At 69.2% G+C, this 25,268-nt stretch carries 26 protein-coding genes; 12 read left to right on the top strand and 14 right to left on the bottom strand.

All coding sequences use genetic code 11. The features are described from left to right. The first annotated feature begins 84 nt into the window (after positions 1–84). Positions 85–684 (top strand): TetR/AcrR family transcriptional regulator, encoded by a 600-nt coding sequence (locus ACFFJD_RS07340; RefSeq protein WP_382362634.1) that lies wholly within the window; start codon positions 85–87, stop codon positions 682–684. A gap of 76 nt (positions 685–760) precedes the next feature. Beyond that, on the top strand, positions 761–2,329 hold the full coding sequence (locus tag ACFFJD_RS07335; RefSeq protein ID WP_382362632.1) for an AMP-binding protein: 1,569 nt from the start codon (positions 761–763) through the stop codon (positions 2,327–2,329). 105 nt (positions 2,330–2,434) lie between these two features. Here ACFFJD_RS07335 and ACFFJD_RS07330 read toward each other — a convergent pair whose 3' ends face one another. After that, positions 2,435–3,556, bottom strand: a complete 1,122-nt coding sequence (locus tag ACFFJD_RS07330) for a class I SAM-dependent methyltransferase (RefSeq protein WP_382362630.1) — start codon at positions 3,554–3,556, stop codon at positions 2,435–2,437. A 140-nt stretch (positions 3,557–3,696) separates the two neighbouring features. Here ACFFJD_RS07330 and ACFFJD_RS07325 point away from each other — a divergent pair, with 140 nt between their 5' ends. Beyond that, the gene (locus tag ACFFJD_RS07325; protein ID WP_382362628.1) at positions 3,697–4,122 is read left to right on the top strand and encodes a hypothetical protein; all 426 of its coding nucleotides are present in this window, start codon (positions 3,697–3,699) and stop codon (positions 4,120–4,122) included. A 76-nt stretch (positions 4,123–4,198) separates the two neighbouring features. Here ACFFJD_RS07325 and ACFFJD_RS07320 read toward each other — a convergent pair whose 3' ends face one another. From ACFFJD_RS07320 to ACFFJD_RS07305, 4 genes are read right to left on the bottom strand one after another with little or no spacing between them, the layout of a single operon-like run. Next, the gene (locus ACFFJD_RS07320) at positions 4,199–5,284 is read right to left on the bottom strand and encodes an NAD(P)H-dependent flavin oxidoreductase (protein WP_382362626.1); all 1,086 of its coding nucleotides are present in this window, start codon (positions 5,282–5,284) and stop codon (positions 4,199–4,201) included. Further along, positions 5,281–6,051: a CoA-transferase subunit beta gene (locus ACFFJD_RS07315; RefSeq protein WP_382362624.1), complete on the bottom strand. Its 771-nt coding sequence runs from the start codon at positions 6,049–6,051 to the stop codon at positions 5,281–5,283. The genes ACFFJD_RS07320 and ACFFJD_RS07315 overlap by 4 nt, the downstream gene beginning before the upstream one ends. Continuing rightward, positions 6,048–6,938 carry a CoA transferase subunit A gene (locus ACFFJD_RS07310; RefSeq protein WP_382362622.1) on the bottom strand — a complete coding sequence of 297 codons (891 nt, stop codon included), beginning with the start codon at positions 6,936–6,938 and terminating at the stop codon, positions 6,048–6,050. The genes ACFFJD_RS07315 and ACFFJD_RS07310 overlap by 4 nt, the downstream gene beginning before the upstream one ends. A gap of 2 nt (positions 6,939–6,940) precedes the next feature. Then, positions 6,941–7,702: an enoyl-CoA hydratase family protein gene (locus ACFFJD_RS07305; protein WP_382362620.1), complete on the bottom strand. Its 762-nt coding sequence runs from the start codon at positions 7,700–7,702 to the stop codon at positions 6,941–6,943. Between the two features lie 68 nt (positions 7,703–7,770). On the opposite strand from ACFFJD_RS07305, the gene ACFFJD_RS07300 reads away from it, so the two are divergent. The 3 genes from ACFFJD_RS07300 to ACFFJD_RS07290 are packed head-to-tail and all read left to right on the top strand — an operon-like array spanning position 7,771 to position 9,824. Beyond that, positions 7,771–8,547, top strand: a complete 777-nt coding sequence (locus ACFFJD_RS07300) for an SDR family oxidoreductase (RefSeq protein ID WP_382362618.1) — start codon at positions 7,771–7,773, stop codon at positions 8,545–8,547. A gap of 28 nt (positions 8,548–8,575) precedes the next feature. Next, positions 8,576–9,472, top strand: a complete 897-nt coding sequence (locus ACFFJD_RS07295) for an SDR family oxidoreductase (RefSeq protein ID WP_345312032.1) — start codon at positions 8,576–8,578, stop codon at positions 9,470–9,472. Further along, entirely contained in the window at positions 9,459–9,824 is a 366-nt protein-coding gene (locus tag ACFFJD_RS07290) for a DUF8021 domain-containing protein (protein WP_246993806.1), read from the top strand. The genes ACFFJD_RS07295 and ACFFJD_RS07290 overlap by 14 nt, the downstream gene beginning before the upstream one ends. A 65-nt stretch (positions 9,825–9,889) precedes the next feature. Here the strand turns inward: ACFFJD_RS07290 and ACFFJD_RS07285 are convergent, their stop codons facing one another. After that, positions 9,890–10,546 (bottom strand): GNAT family N-acetyltransferase, encoded by a 657-nt coding sequence (locus tag ACFFJD_RS07285; protein WP_382362616.1) that lies wholly within the window; start codon positions 10,544–10,546, stop codon positions 9,890–9,892. Positions 10,547–10,647: 101 nt separating this feature from the next. Between ACFFJD_RS07285 and fadD8 the strand changes: the two genes are divergently transcribed. Continuing rightward, on the top strand, positions 10,648–12,243 hold the full coding sequence (gene fadD8 / locus ACFFJD_RS07280) for a fatty-acid--CoA ligase FadD8 (protein WP_382362614.1): 1,596 nt from the start codon (positions 10,648–10,650) through the stop codon (positions 12,241–12,243). A gap of 16 nt (positions 12,244–12,259) precedes the next feature. Here fadD8 and ACFFJD_RS07275 read toward each other — a convergent pair whose 3' ends face one another. From ACFFJD_RS07275 to ACFFJD_RS07265, 3 genes are read right to left on the bottom strand one after another with little or no spacing between them, the layout of a single operon-like run. Beyond that, the gene (locus tag ACFFJD_RS07275) at positions 12,260–12,766 is read right to left on the bottom strand and encodes a group III truncated hemoglobin (protein ID WP_382362612.1); all 507 of its coding nucleotides are present in this window, start codon (positions 12,764–12,766) and stop codon (positions 12,260–12,262) included. A 42-nt stretch (positions 12,767–12,808) separates the two neighbouring features. Further along, positions 12,809–13,291, bottom strand: coding sequence for a nitroreductase family deazaflavin-dependent oxidoreductase (locus tag ACFFJD_RS07270; RefSeq protein WP_382362610.1), 483 nt, complete (start codon positions 13,289–13,291; stop codon positions 12,809–12,811). Positions 13,292–13,295: 4 nt separating this feature from the next. Next, the gene (locus ACFFJD_RS07265) at positions 13,296–14,459 is read right to left on the bottom strand and encodes a steroid 3-ketoacyl-CoA thiolase (RefSeq protein WP_382362608.1); all 1,164 of its coding nucleotides are present in this window, start codon (positions 14,457–14,459) and stop codon (positions 13,296–13,298) included. A gap of 158 nt (positions 14,460–14,617) precedes the next feature. Here ACFFJD_RS07265 and ACFFJD_RS07260 point away from each other — a divergent pair, with 158 nt between their 5' ends. Further along, the gene (locus tag ACFFJD_RS07260) at positions 14,618–15,889 is read left to right on the top strand and encodes a cytochrome P450 (protein WP_382362973.1); all 1,272 of its coding nucleotides are present in this window, start codon (positions 14,618–14,620) and stop codon (positions 15,887–15,889) included. After that, positions 15,876–16,337: a nuclear transport factor 2 family protein gene (locus ACFFJD_RS07255; RefSeq protein ID WP_382362606.1), complete on the top strand. Its 462-nt coding sequence runs from the start codon at positions 15,876–15,878 to the stop codon at positions 16,335–16,337. The genes ACFFJD_RS07260 and ACFFJD_RS07255 overlap by 14 nt, the downstream gene beginning before the upstream one ends. 221 nt (positions 16,338–16,558) lie before the next feature. Here the strand turns inward: ACFFJD_RS07255 and ACFFJD_RS07250 are convergent, their stop codons facing one another. The 4 genes from ACFFJD_RS07250 to ACFFJD_RS07235 all read right to left on the bottom strand — a co-directional run bounded on the left by ACFFJD_RS07250 (position 16,559) and on the right by ACFFJD_RS07235 (position 20,405). Beyond that, positions 16,559–16,981 (bottom strand): DoxX family protein, encoded by a 423-nt coding sequence (locus ACFFJD_RS07250; RefSeq protein ID WP_382362604.1) that lies wholly within the window; start codon positions 16,979–16,981, stop codon positions 16,559–16,561. Positions 16,982–17,148: 167 nt separating this feature from the next. Next, positions 17,149–18,318, bottom strand: coding sequence for a thiolase family protein (locus tag ACFFJD_RS07245; protein ID WP_382362602.1), 1,170 nt, complete (start codon positions 18,316–18,318; stop codon positions 17,149–17,151). Further along, positions 18,318–19,361 (bottom strand): thiolase family protein, encoded by a 1,044-nt coding sequence (locus ACFFJD_RS07240; RefSeq protein WP_382362600.1) that lies wholly within the window; start codon positions 19,359–19,361, stop codon positions 18,318–18,320. Before ACFFJD_RS07240 ends, ACFFJD_RS07245 begins: the two co-directional genes overlap by 1 nt. 15 nt (positions 19,362–19,376) lie before the next feature. Next, positions 19,377–20,405 carry a Zn-ribbon domain-containing OB-fold protein gene (locus ACFFJD_RS07235; RefSeq protein ID WP_382362598.1) on the bottom strand — a complete coding sequence of 343 codons (1,029 nt, stop codon included), beginning with the start codon at positions 20,403–20,405 and terminating at the stop codon, positions 19,377–19,379. Between the two features lie 58 nt (positions 20,406–20,463). Here ACFFJD_RS07235 and ACFFJD_RS07230 point away from each other — a divergent pair, with 58 nt between their 5' ends. Continuing rightward, positions 20,464–21,510: an LLM class F420-dependent oxidoreductase gene (locus ACFFJD_RS07230; RefSeq protein ID WP_382362596.1), complete on the top strand. Its 1,047-nt coding sequence runs from the start codon at positions 20,464–20,466 to the stop codon at positions 21,508–21,510. Positions 21,511–21,607: 97 nt separating this feature from the next. Here the strand turns inward: ACFFJD_RS07230 and ACFFJD_RS07225 are convergent, their stop codons facing one another. Next, the gene (locus tag ACFFJD_RS07225) at positions 21,608–22,402 is read right to left on the bottom strand and encodes a crotonase/enoyl-CoA hydratase family protein (RefSeq protein WP_382362594.1); all 795 of its coding nucleotides are present in this window, start codon (positions 22,400–22,402) and stop codon (positions 21,608–21,610) included. 58 nt (positions 22,403–22,460) lie between these two features. Between ACFFJD_RS07225 and ACFFJD_RS07220 the strand changes: the two genes are divergently transcribed. After that, a complete protein-coding gene (locus tag ACFFJD_RS07220; protein ID WP_382362592.1) occupies positions 22,461–24,098 on the top strand; it encodes an acyl-CoA synthetase in 1,638 nt (545 codons plus the stop codon). Positions 24,099–24,114: 16 nt separating this feature from the next. Next, the gene (locus tag ACFFJD_RS07215; RefSeq protein WP_382362971.1) at positions 24,115–25,245 is read left to right on the top strand and encodes an NAD(P)H-dependent flavin oxidoreductase; all 1,131 of its coding nucleotides are present in this window, start codon (positions 24,115–24,117) and stop codon (positions 25,243–25,245) included. Positions 25,246–25,268: the final 23 nt, after the last annotated feature.

The following is a 25,268-nucleotide window of genomic DNA, read 5'->3' as shown; positions in this document are numbered from 1 at the left end:
TGCTGTGCGGGCCCGGGCGGTGTCGACAGCAGTGCAGTGCCAAGCAAGCACTTGGTAGGGTGGCGGGGAGAGGGAGGTGCGCCCATGGCGGGAAAGACGGCCACCGGAGGGTCGCGTCGCGACGAATTGCTGGGCATCGCCGGCGAGCTGTTCGCCGATCGAGGTCTGCGGTCGACCACGGTGCGGGACATCGCCGATGCTGCGGGGATTCTCTCGGGCAGTCTCTATCACCACTTCGACTCGAAGGAGTCGATGGTCGACGAGCTGCTGCGCGGCTTCCTCGATGAGCTCTTCGCGCGCTACCGTGCCATCGCCGACTCCGGGCTCAGTGCGGCGCAGACCTTGCGCCAGCTGGTGATCGCCTCGTTCGAGTCGATCGATGCCCGACACACGGCCGTGGCGATCTACCAGAACGAGGCGCGTCAGCTGGCCGGGCAGGAGCGGTTCGGGTACATCGGCGAACGCAATGTGGAGTTCCGGCAGCTCTGGGAATCGGTGCTGCGCCGGGGCGTCGACGACGGTGAGTTCCGTGCCGACCTCGACGTGGATCTGGTGTACCGGTTCCTGCGCGACACCGTCTGGGTGGCGGTGCGGTGGTACCGCCCCGGCGGGAACAAGCCCGTGGATCTGGTGGCCGATCAGTACCTGTCGGTGGTGCTCGACGGGATCCTCCCGCGCCCCTGAGTATTCGGTTAATCACAATTCACTGAAGTTTTCTGCTACTCGCCCGTAGCTGCCGTGCGACGCGCATACTGGCCGCATGAGCGAACTCCCCGCAGCAATCAGCACCCAGATCGACGACTGGCTCGCGGTCTACGACGCACCCGATGCCGACGCCGCGTACCTCCTGGTGGACCGCCATCCCGCGGACCGGGTGGCCTTCACCCAGATCGAAGTGGGGGCCGACGGCGAGTTGGCGACCACGGACATCACCTTCGGGCAGTTGGCGGATCAGTCACGCCGCCTGGCCACCGCGCTCGCGGCGCGGGGGATCGGCCGCGGCGACACCGTCGGCGTCCTGATGGGCAAGCGCGTGGAGCTGGTGGTGTCCCTGCTGGCGATCGCTCGCCTCGGTGCGATCTACATTCCGCTGTTCACCGCCTTCGCCAGCCCCGCGATCGAGATGCGGCTGACCGGTGGAGCGGCCAAGTTGGTCATCACCGAGCCCAGCCAGGTGGACAAGGTCAAGGGCATCGAGGGTGTCGACCAGCTCGTCGCCGGTCCGGAGTTCGACGCGCTCCTCGCCGACAGCAGTCCGCTCGAGGAATCGGTCGCGGTGGGCGGTGACGGCACGCTGGTGCTGCTGTTCACCAGCGGCACCACGGGTAATCCGAAGGGGGTGCCGGTGCCGGTGCGCGCGCTGGCGGCCTTCCACGCCTACATGCAGTTCGGGCTCGACGTCTCCGACGACGACGTCTACTGGAATGCCGCCGACCCGGGCTGGGCCTACGGCCTCTACTACGGCGTGCTCGGCCCGATGGCCGCCGGCCAGCGCAATCTGCTGCTGCACGCGGGCTTCTCGCCGGCGACGTTCGTCAAGGTTCTCGGCGAGCTCGGCGTGAGCAACCTGGCGGCCGCGCCGACCGTGTACCGCAGTCTGTCCAACGATCCGGCGATCACCGGGTTCTCGCTGCGCCGCGCCTCGTCGGCCGGTGAGCCGCTGACACCCGACGTCGTGTCCTGGGCGGTCGAGGCCCTCGGTTGCGAGGTCCGTGACCACTACGGCCAGACCGAGCACGGCATGTTCATCAACAACCACTGGAACGACGCGCTGCGCGAGCCGGTGGTGCCCGGCTCGATGGGCTTCGCCATGCCCGGCTTCACCTGTGGCATCGAGCGTGGCGAGATCGCCATCGACACCTCCGCGAGCCCGTTGCTGTGGTTCACCGGGTACCTCGACGCGCCGGACAAGACGGCCGCGCGCTTCACCGGACCCGATCGCACCGGCTGGTACCTCACCGCAGACGCCGGCCGGCGCGAGGACGACGGCCGCTTCTACTTCACCGCGCGCGACGACGATGTGATCATCATGGCCGGCTACCGCATCGGACCGTTCGACGTGGAGAGCGTGCTGATCACTCACCCGTCGGTGGTCGACGTGGCCGTGGTGGGCCGCCCCGACCAGCTGCGCGGCGAGGTGCTGGAGGCCTTCTGCGTGCTGGCGCCGGGCGTCGTCGGCGACGATGCCCTCGAGAACGAACTGCAGGTGCTGGTCAAGGAGGGCTTCGCGGCCCACGCCTACCCCCGCACCGTGCACTTCGTCGACGAGCTGCCCAAGACCCCGAGCGGCAAGATCCAGCGCTTCAAGCTGCGCGAGACCACCCCCTAGCCCCGCACCATCGGTCTGGGTTCCACACCCCGATATCGGTTCGCCCCGTCGTTCTAGAACGACGGGGCGAACCCAATTCGGGAGGGTTCACCCAGACCGAGGGTGTCAGCGGCGGCGGGAGGAGGTGACGGTGAACTTGTTGTTCCGGGCGACCTGCCGGGTGGAGCCGACGATCTTCTCCAACGCCGGGCGGTACTGCAGGTGCGAGTTCCACACGCACCACAGTTCGCCGCCCTGAGTCAGGGCCCGTGCGGCCTCGGCGAACAGGTGCCGGGCGATCGCCGTCGACACCGCAGCGTCGTTGTGGAACGGCGGATTGAGCAGCACCAGCTCGGCGCTGCCGTCGGCCAGCGTTTCCAGACCGTCGGCCCGCACCACCTCGACGCGGTCGCTCACGTGATTGGCGGCCGCGGTCGCGACGGCCGAGTCGACGGCCGCCGCTGAGCGGTCCACGGCCAGTACCCGCAGCTCGGGGTCCGCCGTCGCGAGTGCGGAGGCCACCAGGCCGGTGCCGCAGCCGAGGTCCACCGCGGTGGCGGTTTTCGGCAGTCGCTTCAGATTCTCCAGCAGGAACCGCGTGCCGATGTCGACCTTGGTGCCGGCGAAGACGCCGCCGTAGGCGGCCACCCGCAGCCCGATGTCGGGATGATCGGCGGTGCGCGGCCAGTCGCCGAGCGTGGCACGCGCAGCACTCGGGCGGGCCCCGGTCGAGGTGAGCACGCGCGACTTCTGGCGGGCGTGACTGACGTCGACCCGGTCGAAGACGGTGCGCAGGACGTCGTTCATCGACACCGACATGTGCTTGATCCGGCCCGCGGCGATCAGCGTGACGCCCGGATCGGCGAAGGCGGCGATCAGACCGGCCACCTCGGCGAGCCGATCGACCGACCGCGGCAGCCGCAGCAGGACGGTGGTGGCCCCGGCGAACAGCTCTGGGCCCAGCGGCAGCGACGTGAAGCGGTCGGTGCGGCCGCGGGCCTCGGCGCCGGCGGCGAGGGCACGCTCGCCGGTGATCAGGTCCTGGTGGACGCGGATCCCCTGCGCTCCGAGGTCGGCGGCGCCGAGGGTGAGCGCACCGTCGACGTCGTCGATCACGACCAGCTGCCCGGGCGGGGTGGCGGCGATGACCTCGGCCGCCTCGTCGAGGAGTAGCCGGTCGGCGGCATCCGCTGCCGCCGAACCGGGGTCGGTGACGTCGGGGGAGCGTTGGTGCGAGGGGAGGTCCACGATGCGGAGCCTACCGAGCCGGGCCCGTGATACATCCGGCGCCGTCGGTAGAATTCGGGGGTGCTCGAGTGCTCGAGCGGATCGAGTGTGGAGGCGAAGGCGTGCGGCGACGGACACCAGCGGTGTGGAGTGCGGCGGCGATGAGTTCAGCGCTGCTGCTGGCCGGCTGTTCGGTCGACGGCTCGGCGGTCCGCGGCTCGGCGGACTACTCCGTGGCGCCCGAGGCGACCTCGGCGGCCCCGGACTCGGCGGCCCCGGACAGATCGGCGCCGTCGACGGACCGGTCCACCGAGCCCTCGACCAAGACCTCGACGCCCTCGCCGTCGTCGGCCGCCTCCGCCGCGCCGTCGTCGGCTCCGAGCGGGGTCGCCGCCAAGGCGATGACGATGAGCTGCGACACCTACAAGGGCCTCACCCCGAACGAGCAGAAGGAGGTGGTGGTCGAGATCGGCAAGCAGCTGAACAAGAAGCAGCTCGTCGAGAACGACCGGTCGTGGGCGATCGTCAACACCTTCTGTGCCGGCGGGCGGGTCCGCGACAGCCAGGGCGTGCGCGACTCCGAATAGTCAATCGACACAGCGCGACCGCCCCCGTACCGGGAAACCGGAACGGGGGCGGTCGTGGTCGTGCGGTGCGCGGCGATCAGGCCAGGCGGGAGAGCATGCCGAGGCGCTCGTGCGCCTGCGTCATCACCGACTGGATCAGCTCGTCGCAGCTGGGCAGGTCGTCGATCATGCCGACCACCTGACCGGAGGCCAGCACGCCGGCCTCGGTGTTGCCGTCGACCAGGCCGGCCTTGAGCAGCATCGGGGTGTTGCCGGCCATGATGATCTGCTGCCAGGTGCGGTCACCGGACTGCTTCATGGTGCGGCCGTCGCGCAGCATGGTGGTCCAGCGCATGCCGGTCAGCTGCTTGAACTCGTTGGCATTGCGCGCCGCCGCCACCAGGGCCTTGGCGCGGGAACCGCTTTCCAGCGCGGCCACCAGCTCGGTGCGCAGCACCCGGTGCGGCATGCCGTCGACCTTCACCGACACCACGGTGTCCTGCAGGCCCCGCTTGAGGTACTCCTGCTTGACGCTCTCCGGCACCGCCGAATCCGAGGTCAGCAGGAAGCGGGTCCCCATCGCGATGCCGTCGGCGCCGTAGGCCAGCGCGGCCACCAGGCCGCGGCCGTCGAAGAAGCCGCCCGCAGCGATCACCGGGATCGACGTGGGGCCGTTCTGGCCGCCGAGGGCGTCGATCACCGACGGCAGCAGCAGGGAGGTGGCCACCGGACCGGTGTGTCCGCCGCCCTCGCCGCCCTGCACGATCACCGCGTCGGCGCCCCACGAGGCCACCTTCACCGCGTGCTTGGCCGCGCCGATCGACGGGACCACCACCGAGCCGACGTCCTTGAGCTTGGCGATCAGCTCCGGCTTGGGCGCCAGGGCGAACGAGGCCACCTTCACGCCCTCGCGGATCATCAGATCGACCCGCTCGGGAGCGTCCGTCGCGTCGGCGCGCAGGTTCACGCCGAACGGCCGGTTGGTGAGCGACTTGGTCTTGAGGATCGCCGCCTCGAGCTCGGCGTAGGTCATCGTGGCCGACGCCAGGATGCCCAGGCCGCCCGCGTTCGCGGTCGCCGCGGTCAGCGACGGTCCGGAGACCCAGCCCATGCCGGTCTGGACGATCGGATACTCGACGCCGACCAGCTCGGTGAAACGGGTGGAGAGCGGGGCTGCCTTCATGCGCGGACCTCGCGGTCACGGAAGGAGCGGGGGTCCAGATCCTCGCGGATGATCTTGAGCTGCTCGGCGGTCGGTGCGGCGGTGACCGGGGCAGTGTCGAGATCGGCGACCGGGAAGCCGGTGTTCTCGGCGACCTGCTCAGCGGTGACACCCGGGTGCAGTGACAGCGCGCGCATGGTGTGGCCGGGGCCGCCGAAGTCGAAGACGCCCAGGTTGGAGACCACCCGGTGGATGTTCACGTCGTCGAACGCCGGGTTGTCCGGATCCACCTTGTCGAAGCCGACACCGCAGACGATGTCGACGGTCTCGGTGAACACCCGGCTGCTGTGCTTGGGCACCCAGTAGCTGGTCGCGTGGTTGATGGTGTTGCCCGGGGCGCCGCGCACACCGAACATCTGGCGGGTCGGCTGCTGCAGCGGGCCGAAGGCCGACAGGTTCTGGTTGCCGTACCGGTCGATCTGGTTGGCGCCCATCACCACGTGGCGACGCCCGGAGGCCACTACGTCGAAGACGCGACGGAAGGGCATCCAGCCCTCGACGGGGCCGACCTTGCCGACGGGCGGGGTGTCGGCCAGGATCAGCGCGTTGCCGTCGGTGATCAGCAGATCCTGCTCGGTGGTCAGGCGGGCCAGACGGGCGCCGAGCAGCGACATCGTAGACATGGGGGAGGCCATGATCTCGCCGGCGCCGGTGAAGATGTCCGCGCAGGCGGTGACGCAGTATTCGGCCAGGGTGGCGTCGGTCTCGATCGGGGTGGTCGCGCTCATCGAGCTTCCTCCTGTTCCGCGTGCCACGCGGTCACTTCGTTCTGGTAGGTGGCCTCGTCGACGTCGAGGAACCGTTGCTGGAAGGCGGCCCAGGTCTCCGGGTCGCCCGCAGAGGCGACGTAGAACTTCTGGAAGGCCTCGTCGCGGTCGTAGCCGCCGGCGAAGGTGAAGTGCGCGCCGTTGGGGGCGTGCACCACGCGGTCGACATTCATCCGGTTGACGATCAACCGTTCCCGCGGGACGGCGTCGACCAGCTCGGCGGTGCTGACCAACTGATCGACCTCGACGTAGCGGCGCTGCGCAGCGGCCAGGTACAGGTCGTCGAAGTACGGGTCGATGCCGGTGTAGGCGGCGTTGCCGTGGACGTCAGCGATGTCCAGGTGCACGAAGGCGGCGTCGAGCTTGAGCGCCGGCATGGCGGTCAGGGTCTGGGTGCGGCCGTCGGCGTCCGGGTACGGCGACTCGATGGTCTTGAGTTCACCCTCCCAGAACGCGGTCACGTCCGAGCCGAGGCCGGCGCGGATCGGCAGGAACGGCAGGCGGGCGGCGGCGGCCTCCAGGCCGCACTTGATCATGCCCTCGTCCATCTCGCGCGATTCGATGGTGCCGGTGGTGCGGGCCTTGGCGAACCACGGATCGTAGAACGGCGCCGAGTCCAGCGACACGAAGCCGTAGTAGGCGCGCTTGACCTTGCCTGCCGCGCACAGCAGGCCGATGTCGGCGCCGCCGTAGGCCACCACGGTCAGATCCTTCAGATCCGACCGGGCCAGGGCGCGCACCAGGGCCATCGGCTTGCGCCGACCGCCCCAGCCGCCGAAGCCGATGGTCATTCCGTCTTCCAGATCGCCGATGACCTCATCGAACGAACTCGTCTTATCCCGCGCCATGGTCAGCGCTCTCCCTTCGGCTTGCCCGTTTCCACGTAGGCGTCACGGTGCTCGTCGGCCACTCCGGCCAGGTTCAGTTCGTACGTGTACCGCTGTTCCAGCAGGTAGCTCTTCTTCACATCGACCGGGTCGATGTTGTTGATCGCGGCCTTGGCCGCGCGGATCACTCGGGTGTCCTTGGTGGCGATCTTGCGTGCCACCTCCAGGGCGGCGTCGAGCAGCTGGTCGGCGGGCACCACGCGGTACACCGACCCGAAGTGCTCGAGCTGCTCGGCGCTGATGTTCTGCGCGGTGAAGTACAGCGTCCGCATCATGTGCGTGGGCACCAGGCGGGCCAGGTGGGTGGCCGCGCCGAGTGCGCCGCGATCGACCTCGGGGAGGCCGAAGACCGAGCCCTCGGCGGCCACGATGACGTCGGAGTTGCCCACCAGGCCGATGCCGCCGCCGACGCAGAAGCCCTGCACGGCGGAGATCACCGGGACGGCGCAGTCGTACACGGCGGAGAAGGCCGCCGCGCAGCCCAGGTTGGCGTTGACCAGGGCGTCGAAGCCCTCGGTGGCCTGCATCTCCTTGATGTCGACACCGGCGTTGAAGCCGCGGCCGGACGCGGTGAGGATCACGACGCGGGTTTCCGGGTCGGCGCCGGCGGCGAGGATCGTGTCGGCAAGCTCAAACCAGGCGGCACTGGGCAGGGCGTTGACCGGGGGGTAGTCGGCATTGACGACGACGATGCCGTCCTCGTGACGGGCGGTGCTGATCGGCACTCGAGGGCTCCTTCCGGGGCTCCATACGGTCACCAAGCAAATGCTTGGTTGTTTGGTAGGGTAGCACCATGACAGAAGCTGTGCACGGGGCCCAACTCGGCCTCGCTGGCAAAATCGTCCTGGTCACAGGTGGTGTGCGGGGAGTCGGCGCGGGAATCGCCCAGGTGCTCACCGATCTCGGCGCGCATCCGGTCGTGTGTGCGCGACGCCCGGGCGATGCCGATTTCGAGTTCCTGCCGTGCGATGTGCGCGATTCCGACGCGGTCGCCGCGATGATCGCCGAGATCGTCGGCCGTCACGGACGGCTCGACGGCGTGGTGAACAACGCCGGCGGTTCGCCCTTCGCGCTGGCCGCAGACGCCTCGGACAACTACACCGCCAAGATCATCGGCCTCAATCTGCTGGCGCCGATGACCGTCGCGCGGGCCGCGCACGCGGTGATGGCGGCCCAGCCCGGCGGCGGAGCGATCGTCAACGTCTCCAGCGTCAGCGGGCACCGCCCCTCGCCGGGGACGGCCGCGTACGGCGCCGCCAAGGCCGGCTTGGACAATCTGACCACCTCGCTGGCGGTGGAGTGGGCACCCGCGGTGCGCATCAATTCGGTGGTGGCCGGCCCGGTGCAGACCGAGGCCTCCCACCTGCACTACGGCGACGACGAGGGCATCGCCGCGGTGGGGCGCACGATTCCGATGGGTCGTCTCGCGCAGCCGGCCGACATCGGTAATGCGGTGGCCTTCCTGCTCTCGCCGATGGCGGAGTTCATCACCGGCTCCACGCTGACCGTGCACGGCGGCGGCGAGAAGCCCGCCTTCCTGGATGCCGCGAACGCCGGCAACGACGTCTGACAAGTTCCGTAAGAGAGAGTGGAAAACTTTGAGTAACAAGGGAAATGAAGGTCGGGTCGTCATCGTCACCGGCGCCGGCCAGGGCATCGGACGCGAGCATGCGCTCGCCTTCGCCGCCGACGGCGCGGCCGTGGTGGTCAACGACTACGCCGCCGACGCCGCGACCGCGGTGGCCGCGGAGATCGTGGCCGCAGGCGGCCGCGCGGTGGCCGCGCCCGGCGACGTGGCCGACTGGGCCGACGGCGAGCGCATCGTCGCCACGGCGATCGCCGAGTTCGGCGGCCTCGACGTGCTGGTGAACAACGCAGGCTTCGTCCGCGACCGCATGCTGATCTCGCTGTCCGAGGACGAGTGGGATTCGGTGGTGCGGGTGCACCTCAAGGGGCACTTCGTCCTGCTGCGGCACGCCGGTGCGTACTGGCGGAGCGAGGCCAAGGCGGGCAACGCGCGCCAGGCTCGGGTCATCAACACCTCGTCCGGTGCGGGCATCTTCGGCTCGGTGGGGCAGGGCAACTACGCGGCCGCCAAGGCCGCCATCGCCGAGCTGACCATTCAGGCCGCCGCCGAACTCGGCGGCTACGGCGTGACGGTCAACGGCATCGCCCCGGCCGCGCGCACGCAGATGACGATGGGCGCCGGCGACGCGATGGCCGCGCAGATGGCCGCGCCCGCCGACGGCTCGTTCGACTCCATGGACCCGGCCAACATCTCCCCGCTGGTGGTCTGGCTGGGCTCGCCCGGCTCCGCCGACGTGACCGGCCGACTGTTCGAGGTGGAGGGCGGCGTCATCACGGTGCTCGACGGCTGGCAGCGCGCCGCGTCGATCGACAAGGGTGCCCGCTGGGAGCAGGACGAGCTCGGTGCGGCGGTCGCCGACCTGATCGAGAAGTCCCCGACACAGGTCAAGCCCTATGGCGCTCGCTGACGACGACAAGGTCGCCGCGGCCAAGGCGTACGTCGATGCGCTGGTGAGCCACGATGCGACCCACGTGCGACTGCACCCGGACTGCACGCGCACCGAACTGGGGATCAAGACCGGACGCAGCGGCGGGCACATCGCCCGCAGTCTGACGTTCGGGCCGCAGTTCCGGCTCATCCATCAGGTCAGCGACTTCTCCGCGACCGTCGACGGCGATCGAGTCGACACCAGTTACCTGGTGCACGTGCAGCCGAAGTTCCTGCGGCTGTCCTCGCGGGTCACCGAGAGCTTCGACTTCGACGAGGTCGGGCGCATCACGAAGATCATCGCCACCTTCTCCGCGCCCGTTCGCGGCTGAGCGACCGACGACAGCGGCGCCGGAACCCCGATCGGGTTCCGGCGCCGCTGTCGTTGTTCGTGGGCTCAGGCGCCGGGGGCGCGCACCACCATGGGCACGCCCGGGAAGTACATCGCCATCTCCGAGCGCGACTTGCGCAGCGCGGCGGTGCCGAAGCCGTGCTTACGCTGGCCCGGGCGGATCCAGATGCGCACGTCCACCTCGCCACCGGACAGCTCGCCGAAGACCAGGCCGACCTTGGCGTCGCCTTCGAGGGCGACGAGCCAGACGGCGTCCTCGTTGTCCACGCGCGCCACGCCCTTGGCGATCTCCTCGGCGAGTTCGCCGGAGGGGGCGCCGGAGCCGTCGGCGGCCAGGCCGAGCTCCTCGGTGCGCTCGGACAGGATGTCCTCGTCGTCGGTGGCCGAGAACGGGCGCAGGCCGAGGGTCTCGCCGGCGGCGGCGGGCCGGTCGGCGGCGGTGAAGGTGATCGCGGCGTTGAGGTCGTCGAGTTCGGCCTGATTCTTGCGGCGCTGATCCTTGGTGAGCTGATGGAAGGACATGTTCAGCACGGCCTCCACGCCCATGGGCGAGGCGCCGAGGAGTTCGGCGACGGCGGTCACGGCGGCGGCGCGGTCTTCGGAGTCGACCACGACGTCGAGAACCTCGTGTCGACGCTCCAGTGCGGTGAGTAGTGCTTCGGTCATCTCGCGTCGGGCGGTCGCCTTGTCCACATCAATCATGCTTTCGATGGTAGGCCCAAATCCGCTGGCGCGGTGGGGTTGTAGCGAGATGTTTACGCGCCGCACTACCGCGGAACTGAAACACGTTCTAGTGTGTTTGCATGGCGGAGAATGTGACTCATGAGTTGACTGGCGAGTACCTGCGGGCGGGCGTCCATCTGGGCGACTTGATGGTGTCGGCACTGCGGCGCCACGCGGACACCCAGGTCCTGAGTATCGGTGACCAAGATCTCACCGGTCGCGAGATGGCGGACGCGATCAGTCGATACGTCCAGGCCTTCGAGTCGGTGGGGGCGGGCACCGGTACGGCGGTGGGACTGCTCGCGTTGAACCGGCCCGAGGTGCTGCTGGTGATCGGTGCCGGGCAGACGCAGGGCTGGCGACGCACCGCGCTGCACCCGCTCGGCTCGCTCGACGATCACGCCTACGTGCTCAACGATGCCGGTGTCGCGACCCTGGTGATCGATCCCGTGCCGATGTTCGTGGAGCGGGCCGTCGGCCTGCTGGAGAAGGTGCCCGGGCTGCAGCGCATCCTCACGCTCGGCCCGGTGCCGTCCGAACTCGCCGCCGTCGGCATCGACATCGTCGCGGAGGCGGCTCGGTACGAGGCCCGGCCGCTGACCGCCAAGCTCCTCGACCCCGATCACGTCGTCTCCATCACCTACACCGGCGGTACCACCGGCAAGCCCAAGGGCGTGATCGGCACCGCCCAGGCGATGGCCACCATGACCTCGATCCAGCTCGCCGAGTGGGAGTGGCCGGACCGACCCCGCTTTCTGATGTGCACGCCGCTCTCGCACGCCGGCGCCGCCTTCTTCGTGCCGACCCTGATGAAGGGCGGCAGCATGGTGGTGCTGAGCAAGTTCGACCCGGCCGAGGTGCTGGCGACCATCGAGCGCGAGAAGATCACCGCCACCATGCTGGTGCCGTCCATGCTCTACGCACTGCTCGACCATCCGGATTCGCGCACGCGCGACCTGAGTTCGCTGCAGACCGTCTACTACGGCGCCTCCGCGATCAACCCGGTGCGGCTGGCTGAGGCCATCGAGCGCTTCGGGCCGATCTTCGCCCAGTACTTCGGGCAGTCCGAGGCGCCCATGGTGATCAGCTACCTGCGCAAGGACGAGCACACCCCCGAGCGGCTGGCCAGCTGCGGCCGGCCGTCGGCCTTCCTGCGGACGGCGCTGCTCGACGACGACGGCAATCGGGTGCCGCAGGGTGAGCCGGGCGAGATCTGCGTCTCCGGGCCGCTGTTGGCCGGCGGCTACCTGGGGTTGCCGGAACAGACGGCCGAGGCGTTCCGCGACGGGTGGCTGCGCACCGGCGATGTGGCCCGCGAGGACGCGGACGGCTTCTGGTACATCGTCGACCGCACCAAGGACATGATCGTCACCGGTGGTTTCAACGTCTTCCCGCGCGAGGTGGAGGACGTGATCGCCGAGCATCCGGCCGTCGCGCAGGTGGGCGTGATCGGCGTTCCCGACGAGAAGTGGGGCGAGGCGGTGACCGCGGTGGTGGTGCTGCGCGAGCACACCGACGATGCCGGGCGGGCCGAGGTGACCGCGGCGATTCAGTCGGCGGTCAAGGGCCGCAAGGGTGCCGTGCAGGCGCCCAAGACGGTGGTCTTCATCGACGCGCTGCCGCTGACCGGCCTCGGCAAGCCCGACAAGAAGGCGCTGCGCGCCCAGTTCGCCTGACGAACGGCGCTGGGCGTCAGCGGGCCGGGCGTGCGGTGCGCCGCGGCGGCCCGGTCCGCACCGCGCGCTCGCGGTGCGGACTGTGCACGCCGAGCTGGTGGCCGGTGGCCTCGAGCCAGTCGGCGATCGGGACCGCGAGCTGCCCGGTGAGCATGCGGCACATCGAGTAGGCGATCCGGGCGCCCTGCAGCTTGGCCAGGTCGGCCTTCGGTCCGCGGTGCCGATCGTCGATCGTGGTGTGCCACAACGACAACCAGCGCTCGAAGTGCTTGGGTTCGAGGTGGGCGAGTTGGTGCAGCAGGCGGTGCGGCTCGAAGACGTTGTTGCGGTATTCGCCCTCTTTGAGCACGGCCTTGCACCAGAAGTCGGTGATGGCCGGCAGATGCTGGGACAGATCCATCTGGGCCACGTCGACGAAGACGGGGCCGAGCAGGTCGTCGGCGAAGGCCCGGTGATAGAAATCGCCGAGCACCTCGACGACGTCGGCGCGGTCGGCGAGGTCTCGGCGTTCGGACCTGCTCATGCCTTCGACCCTACGCGTGCGCGGTCGATCGGCTGAAGGGCCTTAGGGCCGTGGCTCGCAGATCACCACGGGGATCTCTCGCTTCGTCCACGCGTCGTACGTGTCGAAGTCGGCGTAGAGCTCGACCAGCTTGGGCCACAGTGCTTCTCGCTCCGTTGCGCTCGCGGTGCGGGCTCGCAGCAGGTGCGTGTCCCGGCCGATCTGCACTTCGACGTCGGGCTCGGCCACCAGGTTCAGGTACCAGGCCGGATGCGTGGCCAGGCCGCCCTGGGAGGCGACGACGACGTAGCTGTCTCCGGTCTGCAGGTAGATGAGCGGGGCCGTCCGCGGCTGTCCGCTCTTGCGGCCGGTGGTGGTCAGCAGGCAGACCGGGGCGGGTTTGCGCAGACCCGCACCGACCCGCCACCGGCTCCCGAGGCGTCCGCCGGACATCCGGTACAGCCGGGTGTTCAGGCGCGAGCCCACCTTGATGAGGGTGGCGACGAGCGGGGAGTCCAGTTGGGCGGGTCGGTGCTGCGGGTCCATGGCGTCAGATGCGCTCGAGGATGGTGGCGGTGGAGAGGGCGCCGCCGGCGCACATGGTGACCAGTGCGGTCTGCTGATCGCTGCGCTCGAGCTCGTGCAGGGCCGTGGTGATCAGCCGGGCGCCGGTGCTGCCCACCGGGTGGCCGAGCGCGATCGCGCCGCCGTTCACGTTCACCTTGTCCATGTCCGGGTTGTGCACACGCGCCCACGACAGGACCACCGAGGCGAAGGCCTCGTTGATCTCGACGAGGTCGATGTCGTTCATGGTCATGCCCGACTTGGCGAGCACTCGCTCGGTGGCCTGCACGGGGCCGTCGAGGTGGTAGTACGGCTCCGCGCCGACCAGGGCTTGCGACTTGATGCGGGCGCGCGGGGTGAGGCCGAGTTCGCGGGCGCGATCGGAGTCCATGATCAGCACGGCGGCGGCGCCGTCGGAGATCTGCGAGGCGGTGCCCGCGGTGTGGATGCCGCCCTCGATGACCGACTTGAGGGCGCTCAGCGTCTCCATGGTGGTCTCGCGGAGGCCCTGGTCGCGGTTGACGGTGAGGGTCTCGCCGGTCGGCTCGCCCTCGCGGGTGCGTTCGGGCGCGGTCATGGTCAGGACCTCGCGGTCGAACCGGCCCTCGTCCCAGGCGCGCTTGGCGTTCTGCTGGCTGCGCAGGCCGAGGGCGTCGACCTCCTCGCGGGTGATGCCGCGCCGCTGCGCGATGCGCTCGGCGGCGTCGAACTGGTTGGGCATGTCGATGTCCCACGACTCCGGGCGGCGCGGGCCCGCGTGGGTGCCGACGTTGGCCCCGAGCGGCACGTGCGACATGCACTCGACACCGCAGGACATGCCCACGTCGATCGCGCCGGTGGAGATGAGGCCGGCGATCAGGTGCGTGGCCTGCTGGGCCGAGCCGCATTGGCAGTCGACGGTGGTGGCGCCGGTCTGCCAGGGCAGGCCCGCGTGCAGCCACGAGGTGCGGGTGACGTTGTTGCCCTGTTCGCCCACCTGCATGACGGCGCCGCCGATGACCTGTTCCACCAGGATCGGGTCGATACCGGCTCGCTCGATCACGCCGGACTGCGCGGCGCCGAGGATCTCGGCCGCGTGCAGGCCGGACAGCCAGCCGTTCCGCTTGCCGATCGGGGTGCGTGCTGCTTCGACGATTACCGGGTCGCCCATGGTGTGCCTTCCTGAGGATGGAAACTGAGAATCTCCACAAAACTAGAACAGGTTCTTGTCACTGTTCAACCAGTGTGGCACAGTCGAAAGTACCAAAACTGTAACCAGTTCTTATTGCGAGAGCTGCCGGAAGTAGAAGAGGTGGAGGCGTGACACAGATGATGGACAGTGCCGCGGCGTCCGAGTCGCAGGAGAAGTGCCCGTTCATGAAGCAGGAAGGCTGGGACTTCACCAATCCGGACCTGCTCGAGCAGGGCATCCCGATCAAGGAGTTCGCTGAGCTGCGCGAGACCGCGCCGGTCTGGTGGAACGCCCAGTTGCCCGGCAAGGGTGGCGGCTTCCACGACGGCGGCTACTGGGTCATCTCGCGGCACAAGGACATTCGGGAGATCTCGAAGAACGCCGCCGACTGGTCGACCGCAGAGAACGGCGCGATCATCCGCTTCGAGGACGACATGTCCCAGGAGCAGATCGACGTCACCAAGGCGATCCTGATCAACCAGGACCCGCCCGTGCATACCCAGAAGCGCAAGATCGTCTCGCGCGCCTTCACCCCCAAGGCCGTCGGCGCGCTGGAGGAGAAGCTGGACGCTTCGGCTCGCCGGATCGTCAAGGCGGCTGCCGAAACCGGCCAGGGCGATTTCGTCCACCAGGTCGCCGTCGACCTGCCGCTGGAGGCCATCGCCGACCTGCTCGGCGTGCCGGAGATGGACCGCGTCAAGCTCTTCGACTGGTCCAACTCGATGATGAACGCCGATGACCCGGAGTTCACCACCGACCCGTTGACCGCCTCGGCGGAGATCCTCGGCTACGGCTACAACATGGCCGAGGAGCGTCGTAAGTGCCCGGCCGACGACATCGTGACCACGCTGGTCAACGCAGATGTCGACGGACACTCGCTGGACGAGGCCGAGTTCGGCTTCTTCTTCATCCTGCTGACCGTCGCCGGCAACGAGACCACTCGTAACGCGATCACGCACGGCATGAACGCCTTCCTGGACAATCCCGACCAGTGGGAGCTGTTCAAGAAGGAGCGTCCGGCCACCGCGGTCGACGAGATCGTCCGCTGGGCCACCCCGGTCAACGTCTTCCAGCGCACCGCCAAGAACGACGTCGAGGTGGACGGTCAGCTGATCAAGAAGGGCGAGCGCGTCGGCCTGTTCTACGGCTCGGCGAACTTCGACGAAGAGGTCTTCGACGATCCGTACACCTTCAACATCCTGCGCGACCCGAACCCGCACCTGGGCTTCGGCGGCAACGGCACCCACTTCTGCGTGGGCGCCAACCTGGCCCGCATGGAGATCAGCCTGATGTTCAACGCGCTGGCCGACCTGGTCCCGGACATCACCAAGCTGGAGGCGCCGCGTCGTCTGCGGCACGGCTGGATCAACGGTATCAAGGAGCTCCAGGTCGACTATGGCACCAAGTGACGGCGCGGCAGCCCCGCTGCCGCCCTACTTGAACATCGACCGGGAGAACCATCCGGCGGTGCTCGCCGGAGGCCGTTCCCGCGACGCGGTGGCCGCGCGTGACAAGGATGCGTGGCTGGCGAACTTCGCGGCCGACGGGATCGTCGAAGATCCCGTCGGGCCGTCGATGTTCGACGAGGCCGGCGTCGGTCACCGCGGTGCCCAGCAGCTCTCCGAGTTCTGGGACAAGACCATCGGATCCACCGAGAAGATCGACTTCGTCTTCGACCGGGAGATCATCTGCGGTGACGAGGTGGCCTACATCGGCAAGATCGTCACGCACATCGGCGGTCACATCACCGAGGCCGAGGGTGTCTTCACCTACAAGGCCGATGCCGACGGCAAGCTGGTTGCTCTGCGCGCCTTCTGGGAAGTCCAGCAGGCGATGGAGTCGCTCCGCCCGGCGTAGGCGTTACGACCCGATCAACGCGACAGCTCCCGTCCACCTTCCGGTGGGCGGGAGCTGTCGCGTTGTGGTCGTTCTGCCTCGTCGGCTCCGGTATCCCCGGCCCCGTGCCGTCGATCCCGCGGCCCGTGTCGCGACCTTGTGGCCCGGTGTCGCGACCCGTGCTTCGTGTCGCCGTGGCTGCAGCACGTCGACACGAAGGGTGAGTCGCGACATGCGGTTCGTCAGTCCGTGGTGCGGGCGGCGGGCAGGTTGCCGTCGATCGACAGGCGTCCCTGCGCGGCGAAGCCGACGGCGATCAGGCCGGCGATGAGCGCCAGGTTCATCTCGTAGCCGCCGTCGGCGTTCCAGAAGCCCTGGTCGATGTGGGCGGTGAAGATGGCGCCGATCATGTCGATGATCAGCAGCACGGCCGCCACCGGAACGGCGAGGCCGACGATCAGTGCTGCGCCGCCGACGAGCTCCACGAGCCCGGCGAACCAGGCGGAGAACGTAGGTGCCGGGACGCCCATGGCCTCGAAGCCTGCGGCGACGTTGCCGATTCCGTTCTGGAAGAACTTCTGCCAGCCGTGGGCGACGAAGATGATGCCCAGAATGATCCGGGCGATCGTGATGGTGAAGGGCTGCGTGCGGGCGAGTACTGACATGGACATGCTCCTTGGTTGAGGAAAGGAGACTCCAGCATAAAGCGGACCGTGGTCCGATTGCTTGGCGGGGGTGGGAAGCGCCCCGATACACGAGCGAGGCGGCACCCGATGGATGCCGCCTCGCCGGTGTTCTCGTCCGGTTCTTCCCGCTGCCCGGGAAGACAGGGTCAGGGCTTGTCGGCCCCGACGACCCACATGGAGAAGTACTGCGAGCCGCCGCCGTAGGCGTGGCCGAACGCCTTGCGGGCGCCTTCGACCTGATGGTCGCCGGCCTTGCCCATCACCTGGATGGCGGCCTCGGCGCAGCGGATCATGCCGGAGGCGCCGATCGGGTTGGAGCTGAGCACGCCGCCGGAGGCGTTGACCGGCAGCTTGCCGCCGATCGCGGTCTCTCCGGCCTCGGTGAGCTTCCAGCCCTCGTTCTCCGGCATGAAGCCCAGGTTCTCCAGCCACATCGGCTCGAACCACGAGAACGGTACGTAGATCTCCGCCGCGTCGATCTCCTCGAGCGGATTGGTGATCCCGGCGTCGCGCCACAGTGCGGCGGCCGCATCCCGGCCGGCCTGCGGGCTGACCACGTTGCGGTGGCTGTAGGACAGCGGCTCGGTGCGCATCGCGGTGGCGTGCACCCATGCGACCGACCGGCCGTCGGCGATCGCGGCGTCGGCGGCGGCCTCGTCGCCGATCACCACCGCGCACGCGCCGTCCGACGACGGGCACGTTTCGTCGTAGCGGATCGGGTCCCACAGCATGTGCGAGGCTATCACCTTCTCGACGGTGATGTCGGGCTGCTGCAGGTGGGCCAGCGGGTTCTTGGCGCCGTTGAGCCGGTCCTTGGTGGCCACCATCGCGCCGATGTGACCGGGGGCGCCGGAGTTGTTGATGTAGGCGCGCACGTGCGGGGCGAAGAAGCCTCCCGCGCCCGCGCCGACGGGCATGGTGAACGGCACCGCGATCGACAGCGCCCACATCGCGTTGGATTCGGACTGCTTCTCCCACGACACCGCGAGCACCCGGCGGTGCACGCCGGAGGAGACCATCGAGGAGCCGACGATCGCGGTGGAGCCGCCCACCGAGCCCGCGGTGTGCACGCGGATCATCTGCTTGCCGACGGCGCCGATCGCCTCGGCCATCGCCAGTTCGGGCATCATGTTTCCCTCGAACAGGTCGGGTGCCTTGCCGATGACGATGGCGTCGATCTCATCCATCGTCACCTGCGCGTCGGCCAGCGCCCGGTCGATCGCCTCGCGGATCATGCCCGCCATGGTGACGTCGGTGCGCTTGGCCACGTACTTGGTCTGCCCGGTGCCCAGCACCGCAGAACGATTGCGTCCCATCAGTTCTCGCCTCCTGCGAGTGTTACGACCATGTTCTGCTGCAGCATCGGTCCGCTGGTGGCGTGTGCCAGTGCGGTCTGTGCCTCGCCGGTCAGAATGGCTTGCGCGGCATAACCGATCCGCTGCAGGCCGCTGGAGAAGAGGGCGTTGCCGGTGAGGGCGCCGCCCGAAGGATTGATCCGCACCGAGTCCGGGAGCCGCAGCGCGTTGCGCAGGATCAGTTCCTGGTGGGTGTAGGCGGCGTCGAGTTCGGCGACGTCCACCGCGCGGCTGCGGTCACCGAAGGCGTTGTCGCCGGCCAGCGCCGTCGACGGCGAGACGGTGAGATCGCGAGCGCCGAAGGTGGGGCTGTCGATCCGGTGGTCCCACCCGGTGATGAACGCCGGATTGGCGGTGAGCTCGCGCGCCTTCTCCTCGGTGGCGATGATGACCGCGGCGGACGCGTCGGCGTACGGCGCGATGTCGTGCGCGCGCAGCGGATCGGCGACGTAGTCGGCGGCCAGCAGTTCGTCGACGTCGGCGCCGGTGGTGCGGGCGGCGACCTGCGCCATGTCCCGCTCGGTCCACGTTCCGGCGTCCAGGCCGGCGCGCGCCTGCAGGCCGGCCAGCGAACGGGCGTCGGGCAGTAGGGGAGCGACCGTGTACGGGTCGGTCTGCAGCGCGAGGGTCTTGTCCGAGTTGCCTGCGGAGGCCTTGCCGAAGCCGTAGGCCAGGGCCACGTCGACCTCACCGGTCAGGATCTTGATCCACGCCTCGTAGAGCGCCCAGGCGCCGTCCATCTCCACGTGCGACTCGTTGATCGGCGGCACGGCGCCGATCGCGTCGATCGCGGAGATGAACGAAAAGGCGCGTCCGGCAAGGTAATCCGACGATCCGCTGCACCAGAAATCGATGTCCGAGCGGGTGATGCCGAGGTCGGAGTAGAGGCGGTTGAAGCAGGGCATCAGCATTTCGACGCCGTTGGTGGTGCCGGTGGTGGAAGGCACCTTGCGACTGTGCGCGAAGCCCACAATCGCGATTCTGGGCAGGTCTGACTGACTCATGGGTGGCGGCGTCCTCTACAGGTGGTTGCGGTACGACTCGAACGGCGCGTCAGGCTCGCCGGTCGGTGCGAAGTGGCTGACATTGCGCAGGGTGTGGTCCCACTCGTCCTGCGGGCGCCAGACGGCCTTAACCCGCATTCCCATGCGCACGTCCTCGGCCGGGGTGTCCAGGATCAGGTGCAGGAACGGGATGTCGGCGCCGTCGAGCAGCACGTAGGCCGCGACGTACGGCGGCTTGATCTGCTGGCCCAGGAACGGGACGTTGACGATGCAGAAGGTGGTGATGGTGCCGGTGTCGGCCACCTGGACCTGATCGACGGTGCGCGAGCCGTCGGCGGGGCTGGCCACGCGCGGCGGGAAGTACACCTCGCCGGTGGCGACGCGGCCGCCGAGGAGCTTGCCGTTCTTGAGGCCCTCCAGGTACCAGGACTCCTCCTGGGTGGCCGAGTGCATCACCGACAGGGCGATCGGCGTGGTGATCACGACGTTGCCGTCGGCGTCGGCGATAGGGTCGGCGTCGCTGTTGTCGGCGGCCTCGGCCGGGCCGTCGCCCGGGACGAAGCAGGCGATGTCGTCGATGCGGCCGGTGCGGACCGGGCGCCAGGTGGCGTGCACGCGCATGCCGGTGGACATCTGCTCCGGGCCGTCGACCGCGACCACGTGCAGCAGCGCGCCGTCGGCGTCGTCGAGCTTGATCAGAGCGAATGCGAACGGCTGCGAAAGCGCCTGCCCGGCAATCGGTTCCGGCTGCCACGACCAGCTGACGACGGTGCCGCTGTTGCCCACCTGGACCAGTTCGGAGGTCGGTTCGCCGGTGCTCGGATCGAACTCGGCCGGCGGGACCAGGGTCCGGCCGTCGGAGGTGCGGCCACCGAGGATTCGTCCCTCGCGCAGGGCGAGGGCGAACGGCGAGAGCACCGGCCCGAGGGAGCGGGTGTAGTCGAAGGAGATGGCGAGCTCGGATTCGAGGATCTTCGTTGTCGGAAGGGGGACCTCGACCTGCGGACTCGAGGGCACGGGGTGTGTCTCGGCACTGGTGGTCACTTTTCGAATTAGAACAGGTTCTAGTATGACGCGCAAGCACTTCAAACGGAGGATGACGATGAAACTGGGTCTGCAGCTTGGCTATTGGGGCGCCGGTCCGATGACGGAGGCGCCGGCGCTGGTCCGCGCGGCGGAGGAGGCTGGCTTCGACTCGGTGTTCACCGCCGAATCGTGGGGCTCGGACGCGTACACGCCGCTGGCCTGGTGGGGCGCGGCCACCTCGCGGGTGCGCCTGGGCACCGCCGTCGCGCAGCTGTCGGCGCGGCCGCCGACCTCGTTGGCGATGGCCGCGCTGACCCTCGATCACCTCTCCGGCGGCCGGCACATCATCGGGCTCGGAGTCTCCGGGCCGCAGGTGGTGGAGGGCTGGTACGGGCAGCCCTTCGGTAAGCCGCTGGCGCGCACCCGCGAGTACGTGCAGATCGTGCGCGACGTCCTGGCCCGCGAAGCCGCGGTGACCAGCGACGGCCCGCACTACCGGCTGCCGCTGCCCGCCGACACCGCGGGCGCCACCGGCCTGGGCAAGCCGCTCAAGCCGATCACCCATCCGCTGCGCGCGGACATCCCGATCTGGCTCGGCGCCGAGGGGCCGCGCAACGTGGCGCAGACCGCCGAGATCGCCGACGGCTGGCTGGCGATCTTCTTTTCCCCGCGGATGGCCGGGCAGTACAACGAGTGGCTCGACGAGGGCTTCGCCCGCCCGGGCGCACGCCGCACCCGGGAGGACTTCGAGGTGGCCGCGACCGTGCAGTGCGTGATCACCGACGACGTCGCGGCCGCTCTGGACCGCTACCGCCCGTCGACGGCGCTGTACGTCGGCGGCATGGGGGCGGAGGAGAAAAACTTCCACGCCGACCTGTACCGGCGGATGGGCTACGGCGCCGTGGTCGACGAGGTGACCCGCCTGTTCCTGTCCGGGCGCAAGGCCGAGGCCGTGGCCGCGGTGCCCGACGAGATGGTGCGCGAGACCATGCTGCTGGGCACCGCCGACCAGGTGCGCGCGCAGATCGGCGACTGGGAGGCCGCCGGCGTCACCACCCTGATGGTCACCGCCCGCGACATCCCCACCATCGAGGCCCTCGGCACCTTCGTCGACGGCGTTTAAACCCCGAAGTCGGTTCCCACCCCCGAAATGGGTTCGCGCCGTCGGTCTAGACCGACGGCGCGAACCGAAATCGATGGTGTGAACCCGAATCGCCGGGCTACTCGCCGGTGAAGACGGGCTTCTCCTTGTTGGCGAAGGCGCGGGGGCCGATCTTGGCGTCGGCCGACTGGAAGACCTTGGCGCCGAGCTCGGCGTCGATCTTGAAGGCCTCCTCCTCGTGCAGGCCCTCGCTGTCGCGGATGGTCTTGAGGATGGCCTGGACGGCGAGCGGGCCGTTGGCGGCGATCTGGTCGGCGATCTCCAGGGCCTTGTCCAACGCGGTGCCGTCGGGCACCAGGTGACCGATGAGGCCGTACTCCTTGGCCTCGGCGGCGGTGATGTGGCGGCCGGTCAGCAGGATGTCGCAGGCGACGGTGTACGGAATCTGGCGGACCAGACGCACGGCGCTGCCGCCCAACGGGAACAGGCCCCACTTGGCCTCGGAGACACCGAACTTGGCGCTCTCGGCGGCGACCCGGATATCGGTGCCCTGCAGGATCTCGGTGCCGCCGGCGATGGCCGGGCCCTCGACCGCGGCGATCAGCGGCTTGGTGAGGCGACGGCCCTTGAGGAGCGCGGGCAGCTTGGTCAGGTCCCAGCCGCCCTTGGCGAAGGAGTCGCCGGGCGCCGAGCGGTTCATGGCCTTCAGATCGGCGCCGGCGCAGAAGTAGCCGCCCGCGCCGGTGAGGATCGCGACGCGGATGTCCGGGTCGGCGTCGACCTGGTCCCACGCCTGCTCCATGATCCGCATCATCTCGCCGGAGAGGGCGTTGCGGGCCTGCGGCCGGTTCATCGTGACGATGAGAACGTGGCCGCGCTTCTCGACGAGGCACTCGGGGGCGGTGTCGGACATGGTGACCTCCTTGGTCAATCTCTTGCCGCCGCACAGTAACACGTTCTAGTTTGGGTGCATGGCCTACACCGTTGCGGATCTCTTCGAGCATGCCGTCGACCTGATGCCCGAGCGCATCGCCCTGGAATCGGGGGAGCGTTCCCGCACCTACGCGGAGCTGGAGGAGCGCAGCAACGCCCTCGCGCACGCCCTGCGCGAGCTGGGGGTGCAGCCGGGCGACGCAGTGGGTCTGTACAGCAGAAACACCATCGAAGCGGTGGAGGCGATGCTGGCGATCTTCAAGGCGCGCGCGGTGATGGCCAACGTCAACTACCGGTACGTCGAACACGAGTTGGAGCACCTGTTCACTGACTCGGGCATGAAGGTGCTGATCCACGAGCGGCAGTACACCGATCGGGTGCGGAACGTGTTATCGAAAACGCCCACGGACATCACCGCCTGCATCGTGATCGACGACGAGGGTTCGGTCGCCGCGGACCCCGCGGCGCACGCCTACGAGGACGTGCTCGCGCGCGGGCGTCGCGACCGCGATTTCGAGGAACGCTCCAACGACGACCTGTACATGCTCTACACCGGCGGCACCACCGGTAAGCCCAAGGGCGTGGTGTGGCGCCAGGAGGATGTCTGGCGCGTGCTGGGCGGAGGTATCGACTGGTACAGCGGCCGCCCCATCGAGGACGAGTGGGAGCAGGCCCGCGCCGGTGCCGAAAGCGGCCAACTGGTGCGCTTCGCCATTCCTCCGTTCATCCACGGCGGCAGCCAGTGGGCCATCTTCCAGTCCCTGTTCGCCGGCGGCAAGGCAGTGGTCTACCCCGACTTCGAGCCGCACGCCATCTGGCGGGCGGTGGCCGACCACGGGGTCAACGTCGTCTTCATCACCGGTGACGCCATGGCCCGCCCGATGATCGACGCCCTCGACGAACACGACTACGACACCTCCACCGTGGTCTCGGTGGCCTCCTCGGCGGCGCTGTTCTCGCCGGCGGTCAAGGACCGCTACCTCGATCGCTTCCCGAACGCGGTGATCGTCGACGCCATCGGCTCGTCGGAGACAGGCTTCGGCGGCATGGGCATTGCGGCCAAGGGCACCAGCCGCGTGGGCGCGCCGACGGTCAAGGCCGACCCGAACACCCACGTGCTCCGCGCCGACGGCACCGAAGTGACGCCCGGCAGCGGCGAGGTGGGGGTGCTGGCCCGCTCCGGTCACATCCCGCTGCGCTACCACGGCGACCCGGCGAAGTCGGCGCAGACCTTCGTGGTCTACGACGGCGTGCGGTACTCACTGCCCGGCGATCACGCCGTGGTCGAAGCCGACGGCACCATCACCATGCTGGGCCGCGGCTCGGTGTCGATCAACACCGGCGGCGAGAAGGTCTTCCCCGAGGAGGTCGAGGCGGCGATCAAGGGCCACCCCGGCGTGCTCGACGTGGTGGTGGTGGGCGTGCCCGACGAACGGTTCGGGCAGCGCGTGGCCGCGGTGATCGCCACTCGCGACGGTGTCCGCCCCGCCCTGGAGGAACTGAACGAGACCGTCCGCGCCGAGCTGGCGGGCTACAAGTGCCCGCGCAGCATCTGGTTCGTCGACGAGGTGAAGCGTTCTCCCGCAGGCAAACCCGACTACCGCTGGGCGGCGGAGACCGCTGCCGCCCGCGAACCCGACGACATTCTGAACACCACCACTGCAACGAAAGCGTGAAATGACCGCACCCAAGATCCGTACCGGACTCACCGAGAAGTTCGGCATCGATTACCCCATCTTCGGCTTCACGCCGAGCCAGGACGTCGCCGCAGCCATCAGCCGCGCCGGCGGCCTGGGCGTCCTCGGCTGCGTCCGCTTCAACGATCCGGGCGAGCTCGACGAGGTGCTCGAGTGGATGCACGAGAACACCGACGGCAAGCCCTTCGGCGTCGACGTGGTGATGCCAGCCAAGATCCCCACCGAGGGCTCCAAGGTGGATCTGGACTCGATGATCCCGCCGGAGCACCGCGCCTTCGTCGAGCGCACCCTCGACGATCTGGGCGTCCCGCCGCTGCCGGAGGGGGAGGACCGCATCAACACCGGCGTCCTCGGCTGGCTGCACTCGGTGGCCCGCTCGCACGTCGACGTCGCCATGGAGCACGCCCGCAAGTACGGGCAGATCAAGCTGATCGCCAACGCGCTCGGCTCGCCGCCGGACGACGTCATCGCCCTCTCGCATGAGAACGGCGTCGCGGTCGCGGCGCTGGCCGGCTCCACCCACCACGCGCTCAACCACGTGAGCGCCGGCGTGGACATCGTCATCGCCCAGGGTTACGAGGGCGGCGGGCACACCGGGGAGGTGACCTCGATGGTGCTGTGGCCGGAAGTGGTGGACGCGGTCGGTTCGGCGCCGGTGCTGGCCGCCGGCGGCGTCGGCAGCGGCCGCCAGATGGCGGCCGCGCTGGCGCTCGGCGCGCAGGGCGTGTGGATGGGCACCTACTGGCTCACCGCCGCCGAGTACAAGCTGGGCGCCGCAGGCGACGGCCCGTCGACCGTGCAGAAGGCGCTGCTGAAGGCCACCTCGCGCGACACCGTGCGCAGCCGGATCTACTCGGGCAAGCCCGCGCGCCTGCTCAAGACCAAGTGGACCCAGGCGTGGGAGGCCGAGGGCGCGCCCGACGCCCTGCCGATGCCGCTGCAGAACCTGCTCGTCGGCGAGGCGCACGCGCGCATCTCGGTGAGCGACGATCCCGAAGTGGTCGCCATGCCCGCCGGGCAGATCGTGGGCCGCTGCAACGACATCGTGCCGGTGGCGGACATGATCGCCGACATGGTCGCCGAGTACACCGAGTCGGTGGCCCGGATGAACGAGTCGCTGGCCTGACTCCCGGCGTCGATCGCTTGGCG

This window comes from Gordonia phosphorivorans, assembly GCF_042432625.1.
Classification (GTDB): Bacteria; Actinomycetota; Actinomycetes; order Mycobacteriales; family Mycobacteriaceae; genus Gordonia; species Gordonia phosphorivorans.
This window is presented reverse-complemented; position numbering and strand designations above follow the sequence as displayed.

What these genes read in the sequence shown, in the direction of transcription:
- ACFFJD_RS07340 (WP_382362634.1), top strand. Translation starts at nt 85, where the DNA reads ATGGCGGGAAAGACGGCCACCGGAGGGTCGCGTCGCGACGAATTGCTG.
- ACFFJD_RS07335 (WP_382362632.1), top strand. Translation starts at nt 761, where the DNA reads ATGAGCGAACTCCCCGCAGCAATCAGCACCCAGATCGACGACTGGCTC.
- ACFFJD_RS07325 (WP_382362628.1), top strand. Translation starts at nt 3,697, where the DNA reads ATGAGTTCAGCGCTGCTGCTGGCCGGCTGTTCGGTCGACGGCTCGGCG.
- ACFFJD_RS07320 (WP_382362626.1), bottom strand. Translation starts at nt 5,284, where the DNA reads ATGAAGGCAGCCCCGCTCTCCACCCGTTTCACCGAGCTGGTCGGCGTC.
- ACFFJD_RS07315 (WP_382362624.1), bottom strand. Translation starts at nt 6,051, where the DNA reads ATGAGCGCGACCACCCCGATCGAGACCGACGCCACCCTGGCCGAATAC.
- ACFFJD_RS07310 (WP_382362622.1), bottom strand. Translation starts at nt 6,938, where the DNA reads ATGGCGCGGGATAAGACGAGTTCGTTCGATGAGGTCATCGGCGATCTG.
- ACFFJD_RS07300 (WP_382362618.1), top strand. Translation starts at nt 7,771, where the DNA reads ATGACAGAAGCTGTGCACGGGGCCCAACTCGGCCTCGCTGGCAAAATC.
- ACFFJD_RS07290 (WP_246993806.1), top strand. Translation starts at nt 9,459, where the DNA reads ATGGCGCTCGCTGACGACGACAAGGTCGCCGCGGCCAAGGCGTACGTC.
- ACFFJD_RS07285 (WP_382362616.1), bottom strand. Translation starts at nt 10,546, where the DNA reads ATGATTGATGTGGACAAGGCGACCGCCCGACGCGAGATGACCGAAGCA.
- fadD8 (WP_382362614.1), top strand. Translation starts at nt 10,648, where the DNA reads ATGGCGGAGAATGTGACTCATGAGTTGACTGGCGAGTACCTGCGGGCG.
- ACFFJD_RS07275 (WP_382362612.1), bottom strand. Translation starts at nt 12,766, where the DNA reads ATGAGCAGGTCCGAACGCCGAGACCTCGCCGACCGCGCCGACGTCGTC.
- ACFFJD_RS07270 (WP_382362610.1), bottom strand. Translation starts at nt 13,291, where the DNA reads ATGGACCCGCAGCACCGACCCGCCCAACTGGACTCCCCGCTCGTCGCC.
- ACFFJD_RS07265 (WP_382362608.1), bottom strand. Translation starts at nt 14,459, where the DNA reads ATGGGCGACCCGGTAATCGTCGAAGCAGCACGCACCCCGATCGGCAAG.
- ACFFJD_RS07260 (WP_382362973.1), top strand. Translation starts at nt 14,618, where the DNA reads ATGATGGACAGTGCCGCGGCGTCCGAGTCGCAGGAGAAGTGCCCGTTC.
- ACFFJD_RS07255 (WP_382362606.1), top strand. Translation starts at nt 15,876, where the DNA reads ATGGCACCAAGTGACGGCGCGGCAGCCCCGCTGCCGCCCTACTTGAAC.
- ACFFJD_RS07250 (WP_382362604.1), bottom strand. Translation starts at nt 16,981, where the DNA reads ATGTCAGTACTCGCCCGCACGCAGCCCTTCACCATCACGATCGCCCGG.
- ACFFJD_RS07245 (WP_382362602.1), bottom strand. Translation starts at nt 18,318, where the DNA reads ATGGGACGCAATCGTTCTGCGGTGCTGGGCACCGGGCAGACCAAGTAC.
- ACFFJD_RS07240 (WP_382362600.1), bottom strand. Translation starts at nt 19,361, where the DNA reads ATGAGTCAGTCAGACCTGCCCAGAATCGCGATTGTGGGCTTCGCGCAC.
- ACFFJD_RS07230 (WP_382362596.1), top strand. Translation starts at nt 20,464, where the DNA reads ATGAAACTGGGTCTGCAGCTTGGCTATTGGGGCGCCGGTCCGATGACG.
- ACFFJD_RS07225 (WP_382362594.1), bottom strand. Translation starts at nt 22,402, where the DNA reads ATGTCCGACACCGCCCCCGAGTGCCTCGTCGAGAAGCGCGGCCACGTT.
- ACFFJD_RS07220 (WP_382362592.1), top strand. Translation starts at nt 22,461, where the DNA reads ATGGCCTACACCGTTGCGGATCTCTTCGAGCATGCCGTCGACCTGATG.